Consider the following 20,768-nt stretch of genomic DNA (forward strand, 5'->3'; position numbering starts at 1 on the left):
GCGGTGGGTTTTACGGGTGTTTTTTAGAATGGCATTTTGAAGCCCGGCGGCAAGGACATACCGGCGGTGACGGACGCCATTTTTTCTTTTTGTAACTCTTCGGCACGACGCACCGCATCGTTAAACGCGGCGGCGATCAAGTCTTCCAACATGTCTTTGTCGTCTTCCATTAAAGACGGGTCGATTTCTACGCGACGGCAGTTGTGCGCGCCATTAATGGTGATTTTCACTAGGCCTGCGCCTGATTCGCCGGTCACTTCCAATTGGGCAATTTCTTCCTGCATTTTTTGCATACGATCTTGCATTTGTTGGGCTTGTTTCATCAAATTGCCCAAACCGCCTTTTCCGAACATAAATTTTCTTCCGTTATTAAAAAGTTGAGTAAAAAAGTGCACGCATTTTAGCGAAAAATTTGCCGCTTGGAAACGATCAAATTTGATTGATAGGTTGTTCTGAAATTTTATCCGTATTATCATTGTGCCCTTTTTGGAGTTTCTGCATCATCCTCCGCGCAGTAATCCAAAGTCAATATTTACCTTTCGGAACCGTCGGCAACACCGACACGCAATACACCGTTTTCCATTGAAACGGTGCGTAGAATTTTGCGCCCGGATACCTGTGGTGTAAAAAACACGTAAATTTTTCACCGCACTTTTTACTGACGAGACAGAGAATATTATGGAAACCAGACACTACCTTAGTTTTGAAATCGCTTTCGTGGCGTTGCAACTGATGCTTTGGGTCTTCGCCCGCACGTTAAGCTGGATTTTTAATCTGAAGGAGAAAAAACGGCGTCGTCTCACCTTTTGGGTGTTTGTGATTCTGAATGCGGTGGTGTTAAGCGCGCCGTTACGCTTGTTTGCCGAAACCTTTATCGTGAGTGCGTTTACCCTCACGCTACTGCTTTTTTCCGGTTTCAGCAGTGTGATTGTCGGTGTACTTTATGTATTTTTTAAGAAATGGGAAAAAACGCTGAAATGGCTTTATCCGATCATCTTTCTCGGGTTTATCGGACTGGGCTTGTATAACGCCTATACACCTGTGGTGCGTCACTATCAGGTACATTTAGACAAACCAATGCAACCGCTACGCATCGGCATGGCAAGCGATACCCATTTGGGCAAGTTTTTCGGGGCACAACAGTTGGACAAACTCGCCGCCATTATGCAACGAGAGAAAGTGGATATTATCCTGCTGCCGGGCGACATTATGGACGATAACGTCAACGCCTATTTAGCGGAAAAAATGCAACCGCACTTAGCCAAACTGAGAGCGCCACTTGGCGTATATGCTACGCTTGGCAATCATGATTTTTTCGGCGATCAGGCGCGCATTGAGCGGGAAATTCGTAAGGCGGGCATTATTCCGTTGATGGACGAAAGTCTGGTGGTGGATAATCGTTTTGTGTTAATCGGGCGTAACGATGATTTGGTGACGGATCGCCCTTCTACGGCGCAGCTTCTAAAAAGCGTGGATACCAATCTGCCGATTATTCTGTTGGATCATCGCCCATCGGAAATTGAGCAGCACGCAAAATTGCCTATTGATATTCAGGTGTCGGGGCATGCCCATAACGGACAAATTTTCCCGGCAAATCTGATTGTGAAATTTATTTATCGTTTAAGCTACGGCTATGAGCAAATTAATGGTGGCCACTTTTTCGTGACCTCCGGTTACGGCTTCTGGGGTGTGCCGATGCGCTTGGGTTTGCAATCGGAAGTAATGATTATTGACGTGGTCGGAGGTTAAAAAGAACTATTCTCAAATCCGGGTTTCTGTGTATAATCTGAACGATTTTTTTAACATTAGGACTCGGAAATGAAAAACTTTTTTAAAGCGACCTTCGCTTCACTTCTCTTTATTGCTTCCACTCACGCCGGCGCGGTCACGGTGACCGACGCCAAAGGCGAATTTACTATTGATCAAACCCCGACCCGTGTTGTTGCGTTGGAATATTCCTTTGTGGACGCCTTGGCGCAAGTGGGTGTCAGCCCGGTGGGGGTTGCCGATGACAACAATAAAGAGCGCATTTTGAAAGAGATACGCGACAAAATCCAACCTTGGCAATCCGTGGGCACCCGCGCCCAACCGAGCCTTGAAGCCATCGCGGCGTTAAAACCCGATTTAATTATCGCCGATCCTTCCCGTCATACCGCCGTTTATGAAGAATTGAAAAAAATTGCGCCGACTATGATGTTTGATTCACGCCATGAAAGCTATCAGGAAAACCTCGAAACCGCACAGAAAATCGGTGATGTTGTGGGCAAAGGCGGAGAAATGAAGCTACAAATCAATAAGCATAACGAGTACATCGACAACATTGCCAAGAATATTAATGTGAAAGGGCAAAAGGGCGTATTCGGCACCTCCCGCGAAGATAAATTCAATTTACAAAACGACAACGGCTATGTTGCCAGCTTCTTGGGCGTACTGGGGTTCGAAACGCCTAAACTCCCGAACACCAATCAAGCTTTTGTGGAAATCAACCTAGAACAGTTAGTCATGGAAAAACCGGACTATATGTTTATCGCACATTATCGTCAGGAAAGTATTGCCCGCAAATGGGAAGCCGAACCGCTATGGCAAGCCATTCCTGCGGTAAAAACCAAACATGTGTTCAGCGTTGACTCCGACATGTGGGCGCGTGGACGTGGCATCACTGCCAGTGAAATCATGGCGAAACAAGTTGAACAATTTGTGAAGCAAAAATAATGTTGAACACCACTTTTCGTTGGGCTTTGCCCGTTTTAGGACTGGCTTTCCTGTTATGGGGAAGCCTGTTTTTATATTACCCCATTGAAATCGCGCCAATGGAGGCGATTCGGGCATTTTTCCCGAATGCCGATGATCTTGCCAAACTCACCGTGGTGGATTTGCGCTTTCCGCGTGCTTTAGTCGCCATCGCTTTAGGCGCCAATTTGGCGGTTGCAGGCGCATTGTTGCAAACCATCACCCGTAATCCGCTGGCTTCGCCCTCTTTATTAAGCGTCAACTCCGGCGCGAGTTTAGCCATGGTCACCGCCAGCGTATTAAGCCCGGCGGCGTTATCCGGTTATAGTGTCGCGTTGGTCGCCAGTGTCGGTGGCGGCATCAGCTGGTTTATCGTGATGCTCATTAGTAACGCTTGGCATGATAACAGCGGCGATCGCAGTCGCGTCATCCTCGCCGGGATTGCGGTATCCTTGCTATGCGCGGCACTGACCAAATTACTTCTGATTGTGGCGGACGATCATGCTTTCGGCGTGATGAGCTGGCTTGCTGGCGGCATTGCACACGCCCGTTGGAACGAATGGCATATTATCTGGCCTTTCTTAGTGCTTAGCGCGTTTTTCTGTCTTTTCTTCGCCAGCAAATTGAATTTGCTCAATTTAAGCGATGAATCCGCCCGTTCATTAGGGATTAATTTGTTTCGTTTACGCTGGTACGCCAACATTATGGCGCTCCTTATCGTCGGTTCGGCGGTAAGCGTTGCCGGTCCGGTCGCCTTTATCGGCTTACTGATTCCCCATTTGGCACGCTATTGGATCGGTTACGATCTGCGTAAATCCCTGCCGATGTCCATGTTACTTGGCGCGATGCTTATGCTCATGGCGGATACGGTCGCAAGAGCGGTCAATTTTCCGAGCGAAGTGCCTGCCGGCGCCGTATTGGCGCTTATCGGCGCGCCTGTTTTCGTGTTATTTGCCAAAGGAAGAAGCTGATGAAAAATACCGATCATAAATTCCGTTCCATCGGCTTTTACCTGCTTGCCTTCGTTGCGGTCATCATATTATTTGTCCTGAGTATCCGCCTCGGCACTTATACGCTGTCTTTTTCTGAAATCATCACCGCTTTCAACCCTGAAGATAAAAACTATTTCACCCTGATTGAATACCGACTGCCGCGTGCTTTACTGGCGATTTTTATCGGTGGTGCGTTAGCCATTTCCGGGGTGTTGGTGCAAAGTGTGGTGCGTAATCCGTTGGCATCACCGGATATTTTGGGCATTAACAACGCGGCGGGATTGGTTGCCGTCGCCATTTTAATCTTTTTACCGAACCTTGCCTTTTACTGGATCCCGCTGTTTGCCTTTATTGGCGGCGTGCTGTCCTTCATTCTCTTATGGGTTATCTGCGGCTTTAATTTTCGCCCGATTCGCATGGCGATTATCGGTGTGGCGATTTCCGCCTTATGGGCGGCGATCAGCCACTATGTGATGTTAACCAATCCCGTGGAAATCAACACGGCGATGCTATGGTTAACCGGCAGTTTGTGGGGCAGAAGTTGGACGTATGTGAACGTCGTGTTGCCTTGGTTATTAATCCTTCTGCCGTTGCCGTTCATTTTTTGCCGCGATCTGGACACCTTAGGCTTAGGCGAAAACAAAGCTTCCACTTTAGGTGTTCCTGTTAACAAAACGCAGATTTTGGTCTTAGTGTTGGCTGTTGCGCTGTCCACCACTGCCGTCGCCATTTGCGGGCCTATCGCTTTCTTAGGTTTAGTCGCACCGCACTTAGCACGCAAATTAGTGGGCGGACGTCACCGCACTTTATTGCCTGCCGCCTTATTAATCGGCGCCTTATTACTCCAAGTTTCCGATATTCTGGCACGAATCATTGATCCGCCCACAGAATTACCCGCAGGCATTCTCACCGCCATTATCGGCGCCCCTTACTTCTTCTACTTATTGATGAGAACGAAATAATGAGCATTGTGATCAATAACTTACAATTAGGCTATCAAGATAAAACGATCGTACATGATTTATCTTTGGAATTTCCGCATAACCAGGTTATCGCCTTAATCGGACCGAACGGCTGCGGCAAATCCACCACATTAAAAGCCGTCGCCCGTTTACTCAAACCGCGTACCGGCAACATTAGCCACAAAGGTTGCGATATTTGGCAAAAAACACCGAAAGAATATGCCAAAGAGCTGTCCTTTCTACCGCAACAGCATCTGGTTCCGGAAGGCATTAAAGTACGCGAACTGATCGCTTACGGTCGCTCGCCTTATTTAAATTTATGGGGCAAATTGAATGACAAAGATGAAGAACTGGTGACTTGGGCAATGGAACAAACGCACACTACCGAATTGGCGGAACAGTTGGTTTCCGACTTGTCCGGCGGTCAACAACAACGGGTATTTCTCGCCATGACTTTGGCGCAGGACGCCGAACTGGTGCTATTAGACGAGCCCACCACTTATCTCGATCTCAATCGTCAGGCGGAACTCATGGGCATGATGCGCCAAATGCAACAAAACGGCAAAACCGTGATCACCGTGCTGCACGATTTGAACCAGGCTTGCCGTTATTGCGATTATTTAGTGGTGCTCAAAGACGGCAACCTGATGGCAAAAGGCACACCGGACGAGGTGATGTCGGAACAATTGCTGAAAACCGTATTTGACTTGGATGTCATCATTCACCGCGATCCCGTCAGCCAAACGCCGATGTTTATTTTGAAATAACACAATAAAAGTGCGGTTGGAAAACATTTTATTTTTTGACCGCACTTTAGGCGTTATCAATAGCAAAAGAAATCACGTCTTTAATGCGCTCTGCACCCATGGCGATCATCAATAAACGATCTACACCAAGCGCCACGCCCGAACAGTTAGGAATGCCGGCTTGCAGCGCATCAAGTAAGCGCGTATCAATCGCCCGTGGCGGCAAACCCATTTTTTCCCGCAGATGATTATCCTGCTCAAAACGTCTTAATTGTTCGCGTGCATCGGCGAGCTCGTGGAAACCGTTAGCAAGCTCCAACCCTTTGTAATAAAACTCAAAACGTTCCGCCACCCGCAAATCCTCCGAGCTGATTTGCGCTAACGCCGCTTGACTGGCGGGGAAGTGGTACACCACCACCGGGCTTTCCTGCCCGATTTGCGGCTCCACTACAGCGCTAAAAAGAAATTGCAATAAGGTGTCGCGATTTTCCTCTTCCGCATTCATTAATTGGTATTTTTTCGCTTTTTCCACCAATTCAGAATGCTCTGCCGAGAGCGGATCCAAGCCCACGTATTGCTGAAATGCAAACTGATAGCTCATGCTTTCCGCCGGCGGACATTCCAGAATTTGTTGCAATAAATCATCCACCTCATTGATTAAACGGTACATATCAAAATGCGGGCGATACCATTCCAACATGGTAAATTCGGGATTATGACGATTGCCCGCTTCTTCGTTACGAAACACCTTGCCGATTTGAAATATCGGTCCGCTACCCGCCGCCAACAGGCGTTTCATGTGATATTCCGGGCTGGTGGAAAGCCACAACGTTTTGGACTGTTCGCCGAAAGGGGAAACGAATTCGGTGCTGAACGTGGCAAGATGAACATCCGTCACGCCAAATTCGCTCAAGATCGGCGTTTCTACTTCCAACAAGCCGCGATCGGTGAAAAATCGACGAATTTCCGCGATAAGTTTGGCGCGGGTAAGTAAATTTTTAATGGACGCCGTCGGCTGCCATTGTTCCTGTTCCAACATAAAAATGACCTTTTGTTCGGGGAAAATTTGGACCTATTCTAAAGCAAGTTAAAACGAATGCAAAAACGCCTTGAAAACTGACCGCACTTTTAGGCGTCATTCACTCATTTTTGCGTAATATCAAGAACAAAAAATAAACAACTCATTCTCCCTTCTAACTTTTTTGAGTTAGATCACGAAATTGTAACAAAATTGAGAAAAAAGGTTTTAATCACAAAAAATAATGGCAAAATGACACTACCCTAACAGTGCCAAAATCGCTTTGGTCTTTTTATTATTATCCCTTTACTTGGAGGAATATCGTGCAAACTGTTAACGTCGATATCGCCATTGTTGGCGCAGGTGGCGGTGGTTTACGTGCGGCAATTGCTGCAGCTCAAGCTAATCCAAATCTTAAAATTGCTTTAGTATCAAAAGTTTACCCAATGCGCAGTCATACTGTTGCGGCTGAAGGTGGTGCTGCGGCGGTTATTAAAGAAGAAGATTCCTATGACAAACACTTCCATGACACCGTTGCCGGTGGCGACTGGTTATGTGAACAAGACGTGGTGGAATATTTCGTTGAACATTCTCCGGTGGAAATGACCCAACTTGAACGTTGGGGTTGCCCTTGGAGCCGTAAAACCGACGGCGACGTGAACGTGCGCCGTTTCGGCGGGATGAAAATCGAACGTACTTGGTTCGCTGCCGATAAAACCGGTTTCCACCTACTTCACACCCTATTCCAAACCTCTATTCAATTCCCGCAAATCATCCGTTTTGACGAGCACTTTGTATTAGACATTTTAGTGGATGACGGCCATGCCCGCGGTATGGTAGCCATGAACATGATGGAAGGCACATTGGTGCAAATTAACGCTAATGCCGTGGTTATCGCCACCGGCGGCGGTTGCCGCGCATTCCGCTTCAACACCAATGGCGGTATCGTAACCGGTGACGGCTTATCCATGGCATATCGTCACGGCGTGCCGTTGCGTGATATGGAATTCGTGCAATATCACCCGACCGGTCTTCCGAACACCGGTATCTTAATGACTGAAGGTTGTCGTGGTGAAGGCGGTATTTTGGTCAATAAAGACGGCTACCGTTACTTACAAGATTACGGTTTGGGACCGGAAACACCGATCGGCAAACCGGAAAACAAATACATGGAATTGGGGCCGCGCGATAAAGTGTCTCAAGCCTTCTGGCAAGAATGGCGCAAAGGCAACACATTGAAAACCGCCAAAGGCGTGGATGTGGTGCATTTGGACTTACGTCATCTCGGTGAAAAATACTTACACGAACGTTTGCCGTTCATTTGCGAATTAGCGAAAGCTTACGAAGGCGTAGATCCTGCACAGGCACCGATTCCTGTGCGTCCGGTAGTGCACTACACCATGGGCGGTATTGAAGTTGACTTCAACAGCGAAACCCGCATTAAAGGCTTATTTGCCGTGGGCGAATGTGCCTCTTCCGGCTTACACGGCGCAAACCGTTTAGGTTCCAACTCTTTGGCTGAATTAGTGGTATTAGGTCGTGTTGCCGGTGAATACGCCGCGCAACGTGCCGTTGAAGCCGCGCCTGCCAACCAAACCGCAGTGGATGCACAAGCACAAGACATCGTTAAACGCTTGAACGCCTTATACGATCAAGAAGGCACCGAATCCTGGTCCGATATTCGTGATGAAATGGGTCAAGCCATGGAAGAGGGTTGCGGTATTTATCGTACCCAAGAAAGTATGCAACAAGCGGTGGATAAAATCGCCGAACTCAAAGAACGTTACAAACATATTCGTATTACCGACCGTTCCAGCGTGTTCAATACCAACGTGTTATACACCGTGGAATTAGGTTATATCCTGGATGTAGCACAGTCTATCGCCAATTCTGCCATTGAACGTAAAGAATCCCGTGGTGCGCATCAACGCTTGGATTACACCGAACGTGATGATGTGAACTACTTAAAACACACTTTAGCGTTCTATAACGAAAACGGCGCACCACGTATCGAATACAGCCCGGTGAAAATCACCAAATCTCAACCGGCGAAACGTGTTTACGGCGCGGAAGCAGAAGCTGCGGAAGCGGCGGCGAAGGCGAAAGAACAAGCTCAAGCAGGTAAGGAGTAATAACATGGCCGAACAATCAATCATGAACGTTGAAATTCTACGTTACAATCCTGAAGTCGATAAAGAACCGCACTTAAAAACCTATCAAGTGCCGTTCGACAGCCAAACTTCGTTGCTTGATGCGCTGGGCTATATTAAAGACAAACTTGAGCCGGAACTGTCCTACCGTTGGTCTTGCCGTATGGCGATTTGCGGTTCTTGCGGGATGATGGTCAACAACATTCCGAAACTGGCGTGTAAAACTTTCCTGCGTGACTACAGCGGTCATATGCGTATTGAACCGCTTGCCAACTTCCCGATTGAGCGCGACCTGGTAGTTGACCTAAGTCACTTCATTGAAAGTCTGGAAGCCATTAAGCCTTACATTATCGGCAACAAAATGCCGGAATTGGACGGCAAACCGCATCCGTCTAAAGAATTGGCAAAAAGCCGTACCAAACAAACACCGGCGCAGTTGGAAAAATACCGTCAGTTCTCCATGTGTATCAACTGCGGTCTATGCTATGCCGCGTGCCCGCAATTCGGTTTAAATCCGGAATTCGTCGGCCCTGCCGCCTTAACCTTGGCACACCGTTATAACTTAGATAACCGTGACCACGGCAAAGCGGAACGGATGAAAATCATGAACGGCGAAAACGGCGTGTGGTCCTGTACCTTCGTCGGCGCCTGCTCCGAAGTTTGTCCGAAACATGTAGGACCTGCTACCGCCATTAACCAAGGTAAATTAGAAAGTGCGAAAGACTATCTGATTTCCATGCTTAAACCGAAAGCATAAGGGGAGAGATTATGACTACAACAGTAACTAAACGTAAAAAATACGTCCGTGAAATCACCCCGACTTGGTGGAAAAGTTGGGATTTCTACAAATTCTATATGCTACGCGAAGCCACCGCACTGCCAACCGTTTGGTTCAGTTTAGTGTTGCTTTACGGCGTGATTTGTTTGAGTAAAGCGGACGGCTTTGTCGCCGGCTTCATTCCGTTTCTGCAAAATCCGATTGTAGTGATTCTGAACATCATCTCGCTTGCTGCTTTATTACTGCACGCCGTGACCTTATTTGACATGACCGGCGAAGTGATGTCGGGTAGCACCGGATTACCGCCGACACTCATCAAAAACGCGTTACGCGGATTATTCGCCGCCGTCACCGTATTGGCTTTAGTTTTAGTATTTATCTAGGGGGAAGACATGGTTAATCAAAATCCAAAACGTTCAAACGAACCACCTGTATGGTTAATGTTCAGTGCGGGCGGCATGGTGAGCGGCCTTGCTTTCCCGGTGTTGATCCTCATCATCGGCTTGCTCTTGCCTTTCGGCTTAGTCAGCCCTGATAACATCATCGCCTTCGCCCATCACTGGTTCGGTAAATTGGTCATTCTTGCCCTCACCATTTTCCCGATGTGGGCAGGCTTACACCGCGTCCATCACGGTATGCACGACATCAAAGTGCACATCCCTGCCGGCGGATTTATTTTCTACGGTTTGGCAACACTTTATAGCGTCATCGTGCTGTTCGCCGTGTGTAATATCTAGTCCGAACGATAACAAAAAAACGCCCTCAATGCAGGGCGTTTTTTATTTCCTTCTCATTTCCCAGTACATAAAAATTCAATCCGTACAGATAACGTACAATAAATCCTTATATTTTATGTGACTTCAATCACAAATCCTTTAAAAAGTCATTTACCAATCAACATTCCAGTTATATTTTGTTAACAATTAAATAACAAAAGGAGTCTTTTTATGCAATTCACATTATCCAAACAATATAGTCCCCTGCGCCAAGCCATTACGGCAAACTATCGCTTAGATGAAAAAAGTGCGGTGGATTCTTTGGTTAAAACATTGGATTTTTCTCCCGAACAAGAACAACGAATTACTGAAAATGCCATTAAATTAATCAAAAAATTACGCCAACTTAAACAAAAACAATATGGCGCAGATGCCTTAATGCAAGAATTTTCCTTGAGTAGCGAGGAGGGTGTCGCCTTAATGTGTTTGGCTGAAGCCTTATTACGTATTCCGGATGCGCAAACCCGCGATGATTTGATTTATGAAAAATTACAAGAAGGTAACTGGAAATCCCACATCGGCAATTCGAATTCTTTCTTTATCAATGCAGCAAGTTATGGCTTGCTCTTTGGTAAAAAAATCAGTGAAAACCTTGATGAAAAAAGTTTATCTAATGCACTAAGCCGCAGTTTTTCCCGTTTGTCCGCGCCAATTATGCGCATGGCAATCGTGAAATCTATGCGTATTTTAGGGAAACAATTCGTCACCGGCGTCACCATGCAAGACGCGTTAAAAAATATTAAACCGCGTTATGAAAAAGGCTTCACTTTCTCTTTTGATATGCTGGGTGAAGCGGCAATGACCGAAGCGGATGCCCAACGCTATTTCAACGATTATTTACACGCCATCGAAGAAGTCGGCAAAGACGCTGCCGGTCGGACGATTTATAACGGCAACAGCGTTTCCGTAAAACTTTCGGCGATTCATCCTAAATATAGCCGCTCCAAATATGATCGCACAATCAATGAGCTCTATCCGCGCTTGAAAGCCCTTTTCTTATTGGCGAAAAAATACAACATCAGTATCAATATTGATGCGGAAGAAGCCAACCGTTTAGAACTTTCCCTCGATCTCGTGGAAAAATTGTTGGATGAGCCGGAATTAAAAGGCTACAAAGGCATTGGTTTCGTGGTACAGGCTTACTCCAAACGTTGCCCGTTCGTGCTCGATTATTTAATCAATTTAGCCCGTGAAAAACAAGGTTACTTAATGATTCGTTTGGTAAAAGGCGCCTATTGGGACAGCGAAATCAAATGGGCACAAACCGACGGTTTGGACGGCTTCCCGCTTTACACCCGCAAAAATCACACCGATATTTCTTACATTGCCTGCGCGAAAAAACTCTTGGCGGCGCAAGATATGGTTTACCCGCAATTTGCCACTCACAACGTGCAAACCATGTGCACCATTTATGAATTGGGACAAGGCAAACAATTCGAATTCCAATGTTTGCACGGCATGGGGGAAAGCCTGTACGACAACATCGTCGGCAAAGACAATTTCGATCGCCAAGTTCGGGTTTATGCCCCGGTGGGAACCCATGAAACCCTGTTGGCTTATCTCGTCCGTCGCCTGTTAGAAAACGGCGCGAACTCCTCTTTCGTACACCAACTGGTGGATGAAAATATTCCGGTGGAACAACTTGTCACCCCGCCGTGGAAACTTTATGCCAAATCTCTCGGCGAGCCGAATAAATTCGTACTCAAGCCATTGGAATTATTCAAAAATCGTAAAAATTCTGCCGGTTTCGATCTGAGCAATGAATTGGAATTAGCAAGATTAGAACAAGCGCTGAATGCCGCACAAATTGAAAATGCGGCCTCCTTAACCGCATTTGAAAATGTGGAAAATGCGCCGGCACATCAAGTAATTAACCCGGCAAATCTTAGTGAAACCGTCGCCGAAGTGGCGTTTTTAGCCGTAAACCAAGCAGAAAAAGTCTTTGTCGCAGCCGACAACGAACAATGGAAAGCCAAAAGTGCGGTGGAAAAAGCCAATGTTTTACGCAAGGCAGCCGATTTGTATGAAGAACACTTCGGCTTGTTAATGAAATTAGCTGTGGTTGAAGCAGGCAAAACCTTGCCGAACGCTATTGCCGAATTGCGTGAAGCCGTAGATTTCTTACGTTATTACGCCGTGCAGTTGGAACAACTGGCAGCCCAAAATCATCTTGCCGAGCCACGCGGCAAAGTACTTTGTATTTCCCCATGGAACTTCCCGCTGGCGATTTTCACCGGTCAAATTGCTGCCTCTTTAGCCGCCGGCAATGCGGTGATTGCCAAACCGGCAGAACAAACCTCATTAATCGCTTATGCGGCAGTGAAACTATTGCATCTTGCCGGCGTGCCGAAAGAAACGCTACAACTGGTTTTAGGTGCGGGGGATTTAGGCGCGGCGCTGGTGCAACAAGCCTTTGACGGTGTGGTATTTACCGGTTCCACCGAGGTTGCCAAACTCATTGAGCAACGTTTAACTTTGGCAGATAACGATCCGGTGCTGATTGCCGAAACCGGCGGTCAAAACGTACTGGTCGCCGACTCTTCCGCCCTTCCGGAACAAGTGGTTGCCGACGTTCTTAGCTCTGCCTTCGACTCTGCCGGTCAACGTTGTTCGGCGTTACGGATTTTGTTGCTACAAGAAGAGGTATCGGATCATTATTACAACATGATCACCGAAGCCATTAAAGAATTCAGCCTTGGCGATCCGCGCTTACTGGAAACCGACATTGGCCCGGTCATTGACGAAGAAGCCAAACAAAATCTGGAAAACCACAAGGCAACCATGCGCAAAGTTGCCCGCTCCTATGCAGAAATCGACACGCCGACACAAGGGCATTTTGTCGCTCCTGCCGTTTATTTGTTGGATAACTTGGATCAATTACAACGTGAAGTCTTTGGTCCGATTCTACACGTGGTGCGTTATCAAAAAGACAACTTGGTGAATGTGCTCAATGCCGTCAACGAAAAAGGCTATGCCTTAACCGGCGGTTGCCACAGCCGCATTCGCAAACATATGGATATCGTAGAACAACATTTGAACTGCGGTAACTTCTATATCAACCGCAACATCGTGGGCGCTGTAGTCGGTGTTCAACCGTTCGGCGGACACGGATTATCCGGCACAGGCCCAAAAGCGGGCGGAGAATTCTACCTTCAACGCCTCACCCGAACCCCTCGGTATTACAGCCAATTCGGTGATGAAAATACCTTAGGAACCGCGCAACCGGTGTTAGAAAGTATTACCGGTGAGCGCAACTCATTAGCTTATCTACCGTGCGAAATCGCCATTTTAAACGGTGACTTGGAGACTTCTGAAAAAGCCGCGGAAAAATTGCTGGCCAAAGGTTTTCGCATTTTAGTGGAACCGCAACATCCACTAGCCGCCAAAACCAAACCGGGCATCCGCGTAGATACCCAATTAGGTCGCTGTCAAAAAGGCATTTATTTGACCGCACTTGATAAAGCAAAACGTCAATGGTTGGCGGAAAACAGCAAAGCCATTTTCAAATGCTATGACTGGCAACACACGCAGGATTTACTGCCATTGTATGATGAATTTTCACGTAGTTATAACACGACTGCGGCGGGTGGAAATACCTCATTAATGTCCTCACAAGAACAATAAAAGGAGTATTTTATGCAAATTTACATCACCTTTGGCCTCTACCTGGCGATCATTTTAGGCATCGGTTTATATGCCTACCGTTCCACCCAAAACTTCGATGATTATATTTTGGGCGGACGAAAAATGGGGAGCTTTGTGACTGCCATGTCCGCCGGCGCATCGGATATGTCCGGCTGGTTGTTAATGGGGTTACCCGGCGCCATCTTCCTTTCTGGGCTTTCCGAAGCCTGGATTGCCGTAGGCTTGACCATCGGTGCCTACATGAACTACCGCGTAGTGGCAGGACGTTTACGGATTTTCACCGAAAAATACAGCAACGCCTTAACCTTACCGGAATTCTTTGCACAACGTTTCCCGCGTCAGAAAAAAGCATTAAAAATTATTTCCTCCGCCATTATTTTGTTCTTCTTCACCATTTACTGCGCCTCAGGCGTCGTGGCGGGGGCAAAATTATTCCAAAGCTTACTCGGCTTGGAATATTCCACCGCACTTTGGCTGGGCGCGTTGGCAACCATCACTTACACCTTTATCGGGGGTTACTTGGCGGTGTCATGGAGCGACACCATTCAAGCGTCATTAATGATTTTCGCCTTGATTTTAGCGCCGGTAATGGTCTTGCTGAATATCAGCTGGGATGAAATCACCCTGTCATTGGAAGCCAAATCTGCCATGAGCGGCATCCCTTATAGCAATTGGCTACACAATGTTTCCGGTATCGGCGTGGTTTCCGCATTGGCTTGGGGCTTAGGCTATTTCGGACAACCGCACATTCTCGCCCGTTTCATGGCGGCAGACTCCGTGGCGTCTCTTGAAAAAGCCCGTCGAATCGGGATTACTTGGATGTTCCTCTGCCTTGGCGGCGCCGTTGCCGTCGGCTATTTCGGTTTGGCCTACTTTACCGCGCAAAACATTGAGTTAGCCAATGCCGAAGCGGTGTTCATCGAATTAACCAAAGTCATGTTCAATCCTTGGGTTGTCGGTATCGTGTTATCCGCGATTCTCGCTGCGGTCATGAGTACCCTCTCCGCCCAATTATTAATGTGTTCCGCCGCTATCACCGAAGACTTCTACAAAGGCTTCTTCCGTAAAGGCGCATCAAGTAACGAACTAGTCTGGGTCGGTCGCTTAATGGTGTTATTCATTTCCGTGGTAGCGATTGTTATCGCACAAGACCCGAATTCCAAAGTCATGGGCTTGGTGTCTTACGCTTGGGCAGGTTTCGGAGCGGCATTCGGGCCGGTGGTAATCCTCTCCTTGTTCAACCGCAACATCAGCTCCAAAGCGGCACTTTGGGGTATGCTGTCCGGCGCCGTCACCGTGGTGGCTTGGAGCCCGTTAATGAAATATTTAGGCTGGGAAGACTTGGCGCAATTATATGAAATCATTCCGGGCTTCTTAGTTTGCTCCTTCATCACCATCACCTCTTCCGTCTTTGCGCCGGTTCACCCACAAGTGGTGCAACAATTTGACGAGGCATTAGCCGAGTTTGAATCAAGACGCTAAAAAGTGCGGTGGTTTTTATGAATGTTTTAGGGCGGAATTTCCGCCCTTATTTTATGAGGATTTTTTCCTTGCTTTCGCAGAGTCCATTATGAATATAACAGCACCAAAAATCAGCATAAACGTGAGACAAAATACAGAAAAAAGCATTGGATAACTCATCCAATAATAATTTTGTTCGGCAGATTTAAAAGAGATGGGGCTGTCCGTTGTTATAACAACCTTTTTGCCTTGTAATTTAGGGCTGACTTTGCTTACCTTAGCACGCCATTTATTAAATCCCGGCGTCTCAATAAAACTGCATTCAATCGCCTCTTTCCCGCCAAATTGCTGAGGAATATCTAAACCATCACTACCAAACAATATACGGCTAGAGTATTCATTGACGGATGGTAACGCCTCCATTAAGCAACGTTTTCCATTTAAAGAGATCTCTAACTCAATCGGCTCGCCCGGTTCATCAAACAAAACCGGCTCTTCCAGTATTTCCCGTAGTGCGCGCGCCGGACCGTTTTCTTCTTTTTTATCTCTCATACTATCCCAATCGCCCATATCCTTTTGCGTCACGTTATGTGATAGAGATGAGTCAAAATCAAGCACTATTGATTTAGTATCCGTTGTAAACGGTCTCCAAACCAACCAACTTTCCGAATGATTTTTTTCTAAAATAAGCGGTGTCTCCGAACCATTGCATGCCGAATAATACACGCCTAAAAAAGCACTAAATATAGAGACACCAAACCACCAAACTTTCCATTTTCTTTGCATTTATTATCCTTTTATTGATGACACACCGGTATTAATCATGCTTAACCTGCACCACCCAACAATTATGAATCTGCTTATTACGCTCAAAATCTAACGGCAAGGTTTTAGCGGAAGTTTCCACCGCACTTAGCCCCAAGGCGTCTAAACCGTCAAAATCCATTCTGAAGCCGCGTTTATTATTCGAAAACACAATCGTGCCGTTCGGACGCAAGATACGTTTTAAATTCGTCATCAACTTAATATGATCCCGTTGCACGTCCCAGCTGTCTTCCATGCGTTTGGAATTGGAAAATGTCGGCGGATCCACAAAAATCAAATCGAACTGGCGATCGCATTTTTCCAGCCATTGCAGGCAATCTGCCTGAATGAGTTTATGTTGCTTGCCTTCAATGTCGTTAAGCAATAAATTTTGCTCCGCCCAGTTAAGATAGGTGTTTGACATATCCACGGTGGTGGTGGATTTCGCACCGCCCAGTGCCGCATGGACCGTTGCCGATCCCGTGTACGCGAACAAATTCAGAAAATCCTTACCCTGCGCCATTTCACCCAGCATTTTGCGGGTCAGGCGATGATCTAAGAACAAGCCTGTGTCCAGATAATCCGTCAGGTTCACCCACAACTTCGCGCCGTATTCACTCACATAAAAATACTCGCCTTTGTTCGCCAGTTTTTCATATTGATTCGTGCCTTTTTGCTTTTGGCGCACTTTCAAAATCAATTTATTGGTTTCCACGCCCGTGACGTTCAAGGTGGCACTCACCGCATCCAACAAGCGCTGGCGGGCTTTGTTTTCATCGATATTTTTCGGCGCGGCATATTCCTGCACCACAATGTGATCGGCATAACGATCCACCGCCAAATTGTATTCCGGCAAATCCGCGTCATATAAGCGATACGCGTCCAGCCCTTGCTGTTTTGCCCATTTTTCGATTTTCTTGCTATTTTTTTGCAGGCGGTTGGCAAAATCCACCGCCACTTCAGAGGAAGAAGTGCGGTCAAATTCAGCGGCGTTTTCCACCGCACTTTGCTCTGCCCGTTCGGCAATTTGATAGTTTTTCTGCACGCAATCCAACGGACCGTTTTTCGCTTTGAACTGACGATGGGAACGTAAACGAAGGCAATCTAATAAGCTTGGTTCACCGCTGAAAATAGACGCGTTCCAGCCGGCGAATTGTTGTTTCAAACGTTGCCCGAACACCGAATACAAGGCAATCAGCGCCGGCGTTGTGCCCAAACGTTCGCCGTACGGCGGGTTACAAATGACCGTTCCCACCACATTCGGACTTGGATTTTTTATCGCCGCCACATCGCCCTGTTGCCATTGCATCAAATGCGCTACGCCGGCATTTTTAGCGTTTTGTTTGGCTTTTTGCAACACCCGATGATCTAAATCGAAGCCGTAAAAGTGCGGTGGATTTTCACGTTGTTTTTCCGCTTCCGCCAGCGCTAAAGCGTCTTCTTTAACCTTTTCCCACGCGGCAGGATTATGCCCCAGCCAAAAATCAAAGCCCCAATGCAAGCGGTATAACTGCGGCGCGATTTGCGCTTCCATTTGTGCTGCTTCAATCAGCAACGTGCCGGAACCGCACATGGGATCCACCAACGGCGTACCTTTCTGCCAACCGGAACGCAACACAATCGCCGCCGCCAACGTTTCACGCAACGGCGCTTTGCCGGTGTCTTCCCGATAACCGCGCATGTGCAACGCATCGCCGCTTAAATCCAATGAAAGCACCACTTCATCACGGTTAAGATAGGCATGAATACGAATATCCGGCTGTGCTTTGTCCACGCTCGGGCGGGCGCGTCCATGGCGTTCAAAATAATCCACGATGCCGTCCTTCACGCGCATGGCGCCGAATTGAGTGTGGCGAATTTCTTGATTTGTGCCGTTAAAATCCACGAAAAAGTGGACTTTTTCATCAAAATAGTCCAACCAATTCACGCCCACCACGGCGGAATACAAATCCAAGTCGCTGAACACCTTGGCTTGCACAATAGGCAATAAAATGCGCGAACTCAAACGGCTCCAAAGCAAAGTGCGATACAGGGTTTCATCGTCCGCCCAATAATGCACGCCGCCCTGCGCCACTTTGGCATCGTGCGCGCCTAATTCGGTTAGTTCGGATTTCAAAAGTTCTTCAAATCCACGGGCTGTGGTGGCAAAAAGTTGTTTCATAAGGTCTCAAATATGTAGAAAAAATTGGCGGGATTATAGCAGTTTTGGCGGGCAAATACGTTGAAGTGCGGTGGATTTTGCAGATATTTTAAATTCATCGCGAAAACTGACCGCACTTTTTAGACGACAAAGTAGGAAATCAGATTTGCGCCATTAACCAATCCCGAAACAAGCAGATTTTCTTCCGCTGGCAATGCTCGGGGCGGTACACCAAATAATACGCCAGCCCGGCAATACAATCTAAATCGGGGAACAGGCGAATCAATCTGCCAGCAGCCAAATCATCCGCCGCCATCACGCTACGTGCCAACGCTACGCCTTGCCCGTCAATGGCGGCTTGCAACACGGCAGCAGAGTTATTAATACGCAATCCTTTCACCGGCACAGACATAGCAAGGGAAAGATTTTCTTTAAACCAATCGTTCCAACCTAAGAAGCCACTTTCAGTCGGCATAGAAAGATCGTGGATTAAAGGTTGGTGGAGTAAATCTGTGGGCTTTTCAATCTTATGTGAGGCTAAAAATTGTGGCGAACAAACAGGAAACAACCGCTCTTCCAGCCATTTTTCTGCGGCAACATTTTCCCATTCCCCTTTTCCGTAACGAATGCCAATATCTACATTTTCTGTCAAAAAATCCACTGCTCTTGCGTTAGTGTTGAGCATAATTTCCAGCTCCGGATACACGCTCTGAAATTGCTCCAATCTTGGCAGTAGCCATTTGCCGGCAAAGGCGGGGCTAACGGTCACGTTCAGCACATTGTTGTCCGATTTGGATTTGAGTTTTTCCAACCCAAACCCTAAACGATCAAAACCGGCTTGAATATCGCCGATGGCAAGTTCGGCGATTTCGGTCGGAATCAGACGCGCTTTGCCGCCTGTCTGCCGCACAAATAACGGCTGCCCCAAGTATTCCTCAAGACTTTTTACCAACTGCCCCACGGCAGCCGGCGTGACACTTAATTCTTCTGCCGCCGCCGAAAAACTTTGGCGACGATACGCCACTTCAAAGGCTTGCAGGGCGTTGAGGAAGGCGATTTTCATTTTGTTCTTCCTTACCTAGGGTAACAAGTTACCCACAGATTTTATTCGACGCTGATTATAAATAATTTCTTTACATCATCTAAAGTTTTCATCCGTTGTGAGTATATCACACACTCCCTACAATACTCCCATCAAACCAACCGCACTTTTCATCAACGACAGGAGAAAACCATGGCTTACTTACAAATTACCTTATTTATCAACCCGGAAAACCGCCCTGCTGCCGCAGCGGTATATCAAAAATACAAAGCGCCGTTTTTGCAAACCATTGCCGGCGCCACATCCAAAGAGCTTTTAGTGCGAGAGGAAGACGTGCAAGTGTTGCACGGCTTTGATTCGACTGAGCACGCCAAAGCCTATTTGGAAACGGATTTATTCCAAAACGACGTCGTGCGTGAACTTGGTCCGTTGTTTGCTCAAGCACCGGATATCCGCATTTATGATGTAGCCTAAAAAGTGCGGTCGGTTTTGAAGGCGTTTTTCTTGCCGACCGCTCACCTCCTTCAGAAGAATTTATGCTAAAAACCTCCGTTCCTTTTCATCTCTTTCGCCAAGTGCTGATCGTCGTCGGCAGCCTTGTACTTTGCGGAGTGCTACTTGGTTATTTTATTTCTCCCAAGTGGTTTATATTAAGCGGCATTATCGGCATTGGTATGGTATTTTCCGGCGTATCGGGATTTTGTAGCCTATTGAAAATCTTGCCTCTTTGCCCTTGGAATAAAAAATAGACAATATCATTAGCGTTATCTACAAATACATCAAGTATTAACTCAAATAGAAGACTACGATATGCGCGAGACGAATTGAGGCGATATTAAAGAATAACTTATAAGCATTAAGTCTGATTAGATATTAAGCGAACAGACGGATTTTTACCCTAAAGTGCGGTGGAGTTCGAAAACATTTTCAGACTGATCACTCTTTTTTATTCAATAAACATCAAATCCATCATAAATATATTGCATTATCAATATCCTATCCATTTACTTTGTTATTGTTTTTGATATTATTTCGCCCGTCATAAATCATGACTATAATTCCCTTTATTTTTATTAAGTTATAATTAAGGAAGCCCTAATGAAAAAATTCAGTCTTTCTATTTTGGCAGTAGTAACTGCTTTTAGCCTATCTGCTTGTTCATCAAACGGTAGCGACTCAAATAATAACGCAATTACCCAGCCTAATCCGCCTGCCCAAACCGGTAATCAAGTCACCCAGCCTACAACACCAAATCAAACCAATAATCAGGTCGCTCAACCAACAGCGCCGAACCAAACGAACAATCAGGTAACACCTACTCCTACAAATCAGGTCAATAACCAAATCGTACAACCGCAACCTCCGGCTCAACCAAGCGATCCAAGTGCAAAAGTAGAAATTGTCACTATCACAAACACCGGGAAATATAACGGTGTGGCTTACGAATTTGACATCCTCCCCGCCCTAAAGGACGGGGATTCCTACTAGCTCCCCCGCTTTGCGTGGGCTACTCTCGGTGGGTTC

Annotated in this window: 19 protein-coding genes; 14 read left to right on the plus strand and 5 right to left on the minus strand. The window is 46.9% G+C overall.

All coding sequences use genetic code 11. The features are described 5' to 3' along the window. Positions 1 to 23: 23 nt before the first annotated feature. On the minus strand, positions 24 to 353 hold the full coding sequence (locus tag DK430_RS01305) for a YbaB/EbfC family nucleoid-associated protein (RefSeq protein WP_109077311.1): 330 nt from the start codon (positions 351 to 353) through the stop codon (positions 24 to 26). A gap of 325 nt (positions 354 to 678) precedes the next feature. On the opposite strand from DK430_RS01305, the gene DK430_RS01310 reads away from it, so the two are divergent. From DK430_RS01310 to fecE, 5 genes are all read left to right on the plus strand, one after another. Next, positions 679 to 1,749, plus strand: a complete 1,071-nt coding sequence (locus DK430_RS01310; RefSeq protein WP_109077312.1) for a metallophosphoesterase — start codon at positions 679 to 681, stop codon at positions 1,747 to 1,749. Between the two features lie 69 nt (positions 1,750 to 1,818). After that, positions 1,819 to 2,712, plus strand: coding sequence for a Fe(3+) dicitrate ABC transporter substrate-binding protein FecB (locus DK430_RS01315; protein WP_109077313.1), 894 nt, complete (start codon positions 1,819 to 1,821; stop codon positions 2,710 to 2,712). Next, positions 2,712 to 3,701: an iron-dicitrate ABC transporter permease FecC gene (fecC, locus tag DK430_RS01320; protein ID WP_109077314.1), complete on the plus strand. Its 990-nt coding sequence runs from the start codon at positions 2,712 to 2,714 to the stop codon at positions 3,699 to 3,701. Before DK430_RS01315 ends, fecC begins: the two co-directional genes overlap by 1 nt. Continuing rightward, entirely contained in the window at positions 3,701 to 4,684 is a 984-nt protein-coding gene (fecD, locus tag DK430_RS01325) for a Fe(3+) dicitrate ABC transporter permease subunit FecD (protein WP_109077315.1), read from the plus strand. Before fecC ends, fecD begins: the two co-directional genes overlap by 1 nt. Beyond that, a complete protein-coding gene (gene fecE / locus DK430_RS01330) occupies positions 4,684 to 5,451 on the plus strand; it encodes a Fe(3+) dicitrate ABC transporter ATP-binding protein FecE (RefSeq protein WP_109077316.1) in 768 nt (255 codons plus the stop codon). The genes fecD and fecE overlap by 1 nt, the downstream gene beginning before the upstream one ends. A 46-nt stretch (positions 5,452 to 5,497) precedes the next feature. On the opposite strand, the gene epmA is transcribed toward fecE, so the two are convergent. Continuing rightward, positions 5,498 to 6,469 (minus strand): elongation factor P--(R)-beta-lysine ligase, encoded by a 972-nt coding sequence (gene epmA / locus DK430_RS01335; protein WP_109077317.1) that lies wholly within the window; start codon positions 6,467 to 6,469, stop codon positions 5,498 to 5,500. Between the two features lie 302 nt (positions 6,470 to 6,771). On the opposite strand from epmA, the gene frdA reads away from it, so the two are divergent. The 6 genes from frdA to putP all read left to right on the plus strand — a co-directional run bounded on the left by frdA (position 6,772) and on the right by putP (position 15,279). Further along, the gene (frdA, locus tag DK430_RS01345; RefSeq protein ID WP_109077318.1) at positions 6,772 to 8,580 is read left to right on the plus strand and encodes a fumarate reductase (quinol) flavoprotein subunit; all 1,809 of its coding nucleotides are present in this window, start codon (positions 6,772 to 6,774) and stop codon (positions 8,578 to 8,580) included. A 4-nt stretch (positions 8,581 to 8,584) separates the two neighbouring features. Further along, positions 8,585 to 9,355: a succinate dehydrogenase/fumarate reductase iron-sulfur subunit gene (locus DK430_RS01350; protein WP_109077319.1), complete on the plus strand. Its 771-nt coding sequence runs from the start codon at positions 8,585 to 8,587 to the stop codon at positions 9,353 to 9,355. An 11-nt stretch (positions 9,356 to 9,366) separates the two neighbouring features. After that, entirely contained in the window at positions 9,367 to 9,759 is a 393-nt protein-coding gene (gene frdC, locus DK430_RS01355) for a fumarate reductase subunit FrdC (RefSeq protein WP_109077320.1), read from the plus strand. A gap of 9 nt (positions 9,760 to 9,768) precedes the next feature. Continuing rightward, on the plus strand, positions 9,769 to 10,113 hold the full coding sequence (frdD, locus tag DK430_RS01360) for a fumarate reductase subunit FrdD (protein WP_109077321.1): 345 nt from the start codon (positions 9,769 to 9,771) through the stop codon (positions 10,111 to 10,113). Positions 10,114 to 10,323: 210 nt separating this feature from the next. Next, the gene (putA, locus tag DK430_RS01365; protein ID WP_109077322.1) at positions 10,324 to 13,776 is read left to right on the plus strand and encodes a bifunctional proline dehydrogenase/L-glutamate gamma-semialdehyde dehydrogenase PutA; all 3,453 of its coding nucleotides are present in this window, start codon (positions 10,324 to 10,326) and stop codon (positions 13,774 to 13,776) included. Positions 13,777 to 13,788: 12 nt separating this feature from the next. Beyond that, complete coding sequence (putP, locus tag DK430_RS01370) at positions 13,789 to 15,279, plus strand: sodium/proline symporter PutP (RefSeq protein ID WP_109077323.1); 1,491 nt, start codon at positions 13,789 to 13,791, stop codon at positions 15,277 to 15,279. 51 nt (positions 15,280 to 15,330) lie between these two features. Here putP and DK430_RS01375 read toward each other — a convergent pair whose 3' ends face one another. The 3 genes from DK430_RS01375 to DK430_RS01385 all read right to left on the minus strand — a co-directional run bounded on the left by DK430_RS01375 (position 15,331) and on the right by DK430_RS01385 (position 19,265). Beyond that, entirely contained in the window at positions 15,331 to 16,044 is a 714-nt protein-coding gene (locus DK430_RS01375) for a hypothetical protein (RefSeq protein ID WP_109077324.1), read from the minus strand. Positions 16,045 to 16,075: 31 nt separating this feature from the next. Beyond that, the gene (gene rlmKL / locus DK430_RS01380; RefSeq protein WP_109077325.1) at positions 16,076 to 18,223 is read right to left on the minus strand and encodes a bifunctional 23S rRNA (guanine(2069)-N(7))-methyltransferase RlmK/23S rRNA (guanine(2445)-N(2))-methyltransferase RlmL; all 2,148 of its coding nucleotides are present in this window, start codon (positions 18,221 to 18,223) and stop codon (positions 16,076 to 16,078) included. A 139-nt stretch (positions 18,224 to 18,362) separates the two neighbouring features. Further along, positions 18,363 to 19,265, minus strand: coding sequence for a LysR substrate-binding domain-containing protein (locus DK430_RS01385; protein ID WP_109077326.1), 903 nt, complete (start codon positions 19,263 to 19,265; stop codon positions 18,363 to 18,365). A gap of 171 nt (positions 19,266 to 19,436) precedes the next feature. Here DK430_RS01385 and DK430_RS01390 point away from each other — a divergent pair, with 171 nt between their 5' ends. From DK430_RS01390 to DK430_RS01400, 3 genes are all read left to right on the plus strand, one after another. Then, complete coding sequence (locus DK430_RS01390) at positions 19,437 to 19,718, plus strand: hypothetical protein (protein ID WP_109077327.1); 282 nt, start codon at positions 19,437 to 19,439, stop codon at positions 19,716 to 19,718. Positions 19,719 to 19,780: 62 nt separating this feature from the next. Then, positions 19,781 to 19,993 carry a YgaP family membrane protein gene (locus DK430_RS01395; RefSeq protein ID WP_109077328.1) on the plus strand — a complete coding sequence of 71 codons (213 nt, stop codon included), beginning with the start codon at positions 19,781 to 19,783 and terminating at the stop codon, positions 19,991 to 19,993. 349 nt (positions 19,994 to 20,342) lie between these two features. Further along, positions 20,343 to 20,732 carry a hypothetical protein gene (locus DK430_RS01400; RefSeq protein ID WP_109077329.1) on the plus strand — a complete coding sequence of 130 codons (390 nt, stop codon included), beginning with the start codon at positions 20,343 to 20,345 and terminating at the stop codon, positions 20,730 to 20,732. Positions 20,733 to 20,768 lie beyond the last annotated feature (36 nt).

Source organism: Aggregatibacter kilianii, from assembly GCF_003129965.1.
GTDB classification, from domain to species: Bacteria; Pseudomonadota; Gammaproteobacteria; order Enterobacterales; family Pasteurellaceae; genus Aggregatibacter; species Aggregatibacter kilianii_A.

Bases quoted from the DNA above. Each gene is read 5' to 3' on its own strand.
- fecD (WP_109077315.1), top strand. From the start codon at position 3,701: ATGAAAAATACCGATCATAAATTCCGTTCCATCGGCTTTTACCTGCTT.
- putP (WP_109077323.1), top strand. From the start codon at position 13,789: ATGCAAATTTACATCACCTTTGGCCTCTACCTGGCGATCATTTTAGGC.
- DK430_RS01305 (WP_109077311.1), bottom strand. From the start codon at position 353: ATGTTCGGAAAAGGCGGTTTGGGCAATTTGATGAAACAAGCCCAACAA.
- DK430_RS01390 (WP_109077327.1), top strand. From the start codon at position 19,437: ATGGCTTACTTACAAATTACCTTATTTATCAACCCGGAAAACCGCCCT.
- DK430_RS01385 (WP_109077326.1), bottom strand. From the start codon at position 19,265: ATGAAAATCGCCTTCCTCAACGCCCTGCAAGCCTTTGAAGTGGCGTAT.
- fecC (WP_109077314.1), top strand. From the start codon at position 2,712: ATGTTGAACACCACTTTTCGTTGGGCTTTGCCCGTTTTAGGACTGGCT.
- DK430_RS01315 (WP_109077313.1), top strand. From the start codon at position 1,819: ATGAAAAACTTTTTTAAAGCGACCTTCGCTTCACTTCTCTTTATTGCT.
- fecE (WP_109077316.1), top strand. From the start codon at position 4,684: ATGAGCATTGTGATCAATAACTTACAATTAGGCTATCAAGATAAAACG.
- putA (WP_109077322.1), top strand. From the start codon at position 10,324: ATGCAATTCACATTATCCAAACAATATAGTCCCCTGCGCCAAGCCATT.
- DK430_RS01400 (WP_109077329.1), top strand. From the start codon at position 20,343: ATGAAAAAATTCAGTCTTTCTATTTTGGCAGTAGTAACTGCTTTTAGC.
- DK430_RS01395 (WP_109077328.1), top strand. From the start codon at position 19,781: ATGCTAAAAACCTCCGTTCCTTTTCATCTCTTTCGCCAAGTGCTGATC.
- frdC (WP_109077320.1), top strand. From the start codon at position 9,367: ATGACTACAACAGTAACTAAACGTAAAAAATACGTCCGTGAAATCACC.
- DK430_RS01375 (WP_109077324.1), bottom strand. From the start codon at position 16,044: ATGCAAAGAAAATGGAAAGTTTGGTGGTTTGGTGTCTCTATATTTAGT.
- DK430_RS01350 (WP_109077319.1), top strand. From the start codon at position 8,585: ATGGCCGAACAATCAATCATGAACGTTGAAATTCTACGTTACAATCCT.
- rlmKL (WP_109077325.1), bottom strand. From the start codon at position 18,223: ATGAAACAACTTTTTGCCACCACAGCCCGTGGATTTGAAGAACTTTTG.
- frdD (WP_109077321.1), top strand. From the start codon at position 9,769: ATGGTTAATCAAAATCCAAAACGTTCAAACGAACCACCTGTATGGTTA.
- DK430_RS01310 (WP_109077312.1), top strand. From the start codon at position 679: ATGGAAACCAGACACTACCTTAGTTTTGAAATCGCTTTCGTGGCGTTG.
- epmA (WP_109077317.1), bottom strand. From the start codon at position 6,469: ATGTTGGAACAGGAACAATGGCAGCCGACGGCGTCCATTAAAAATTTA.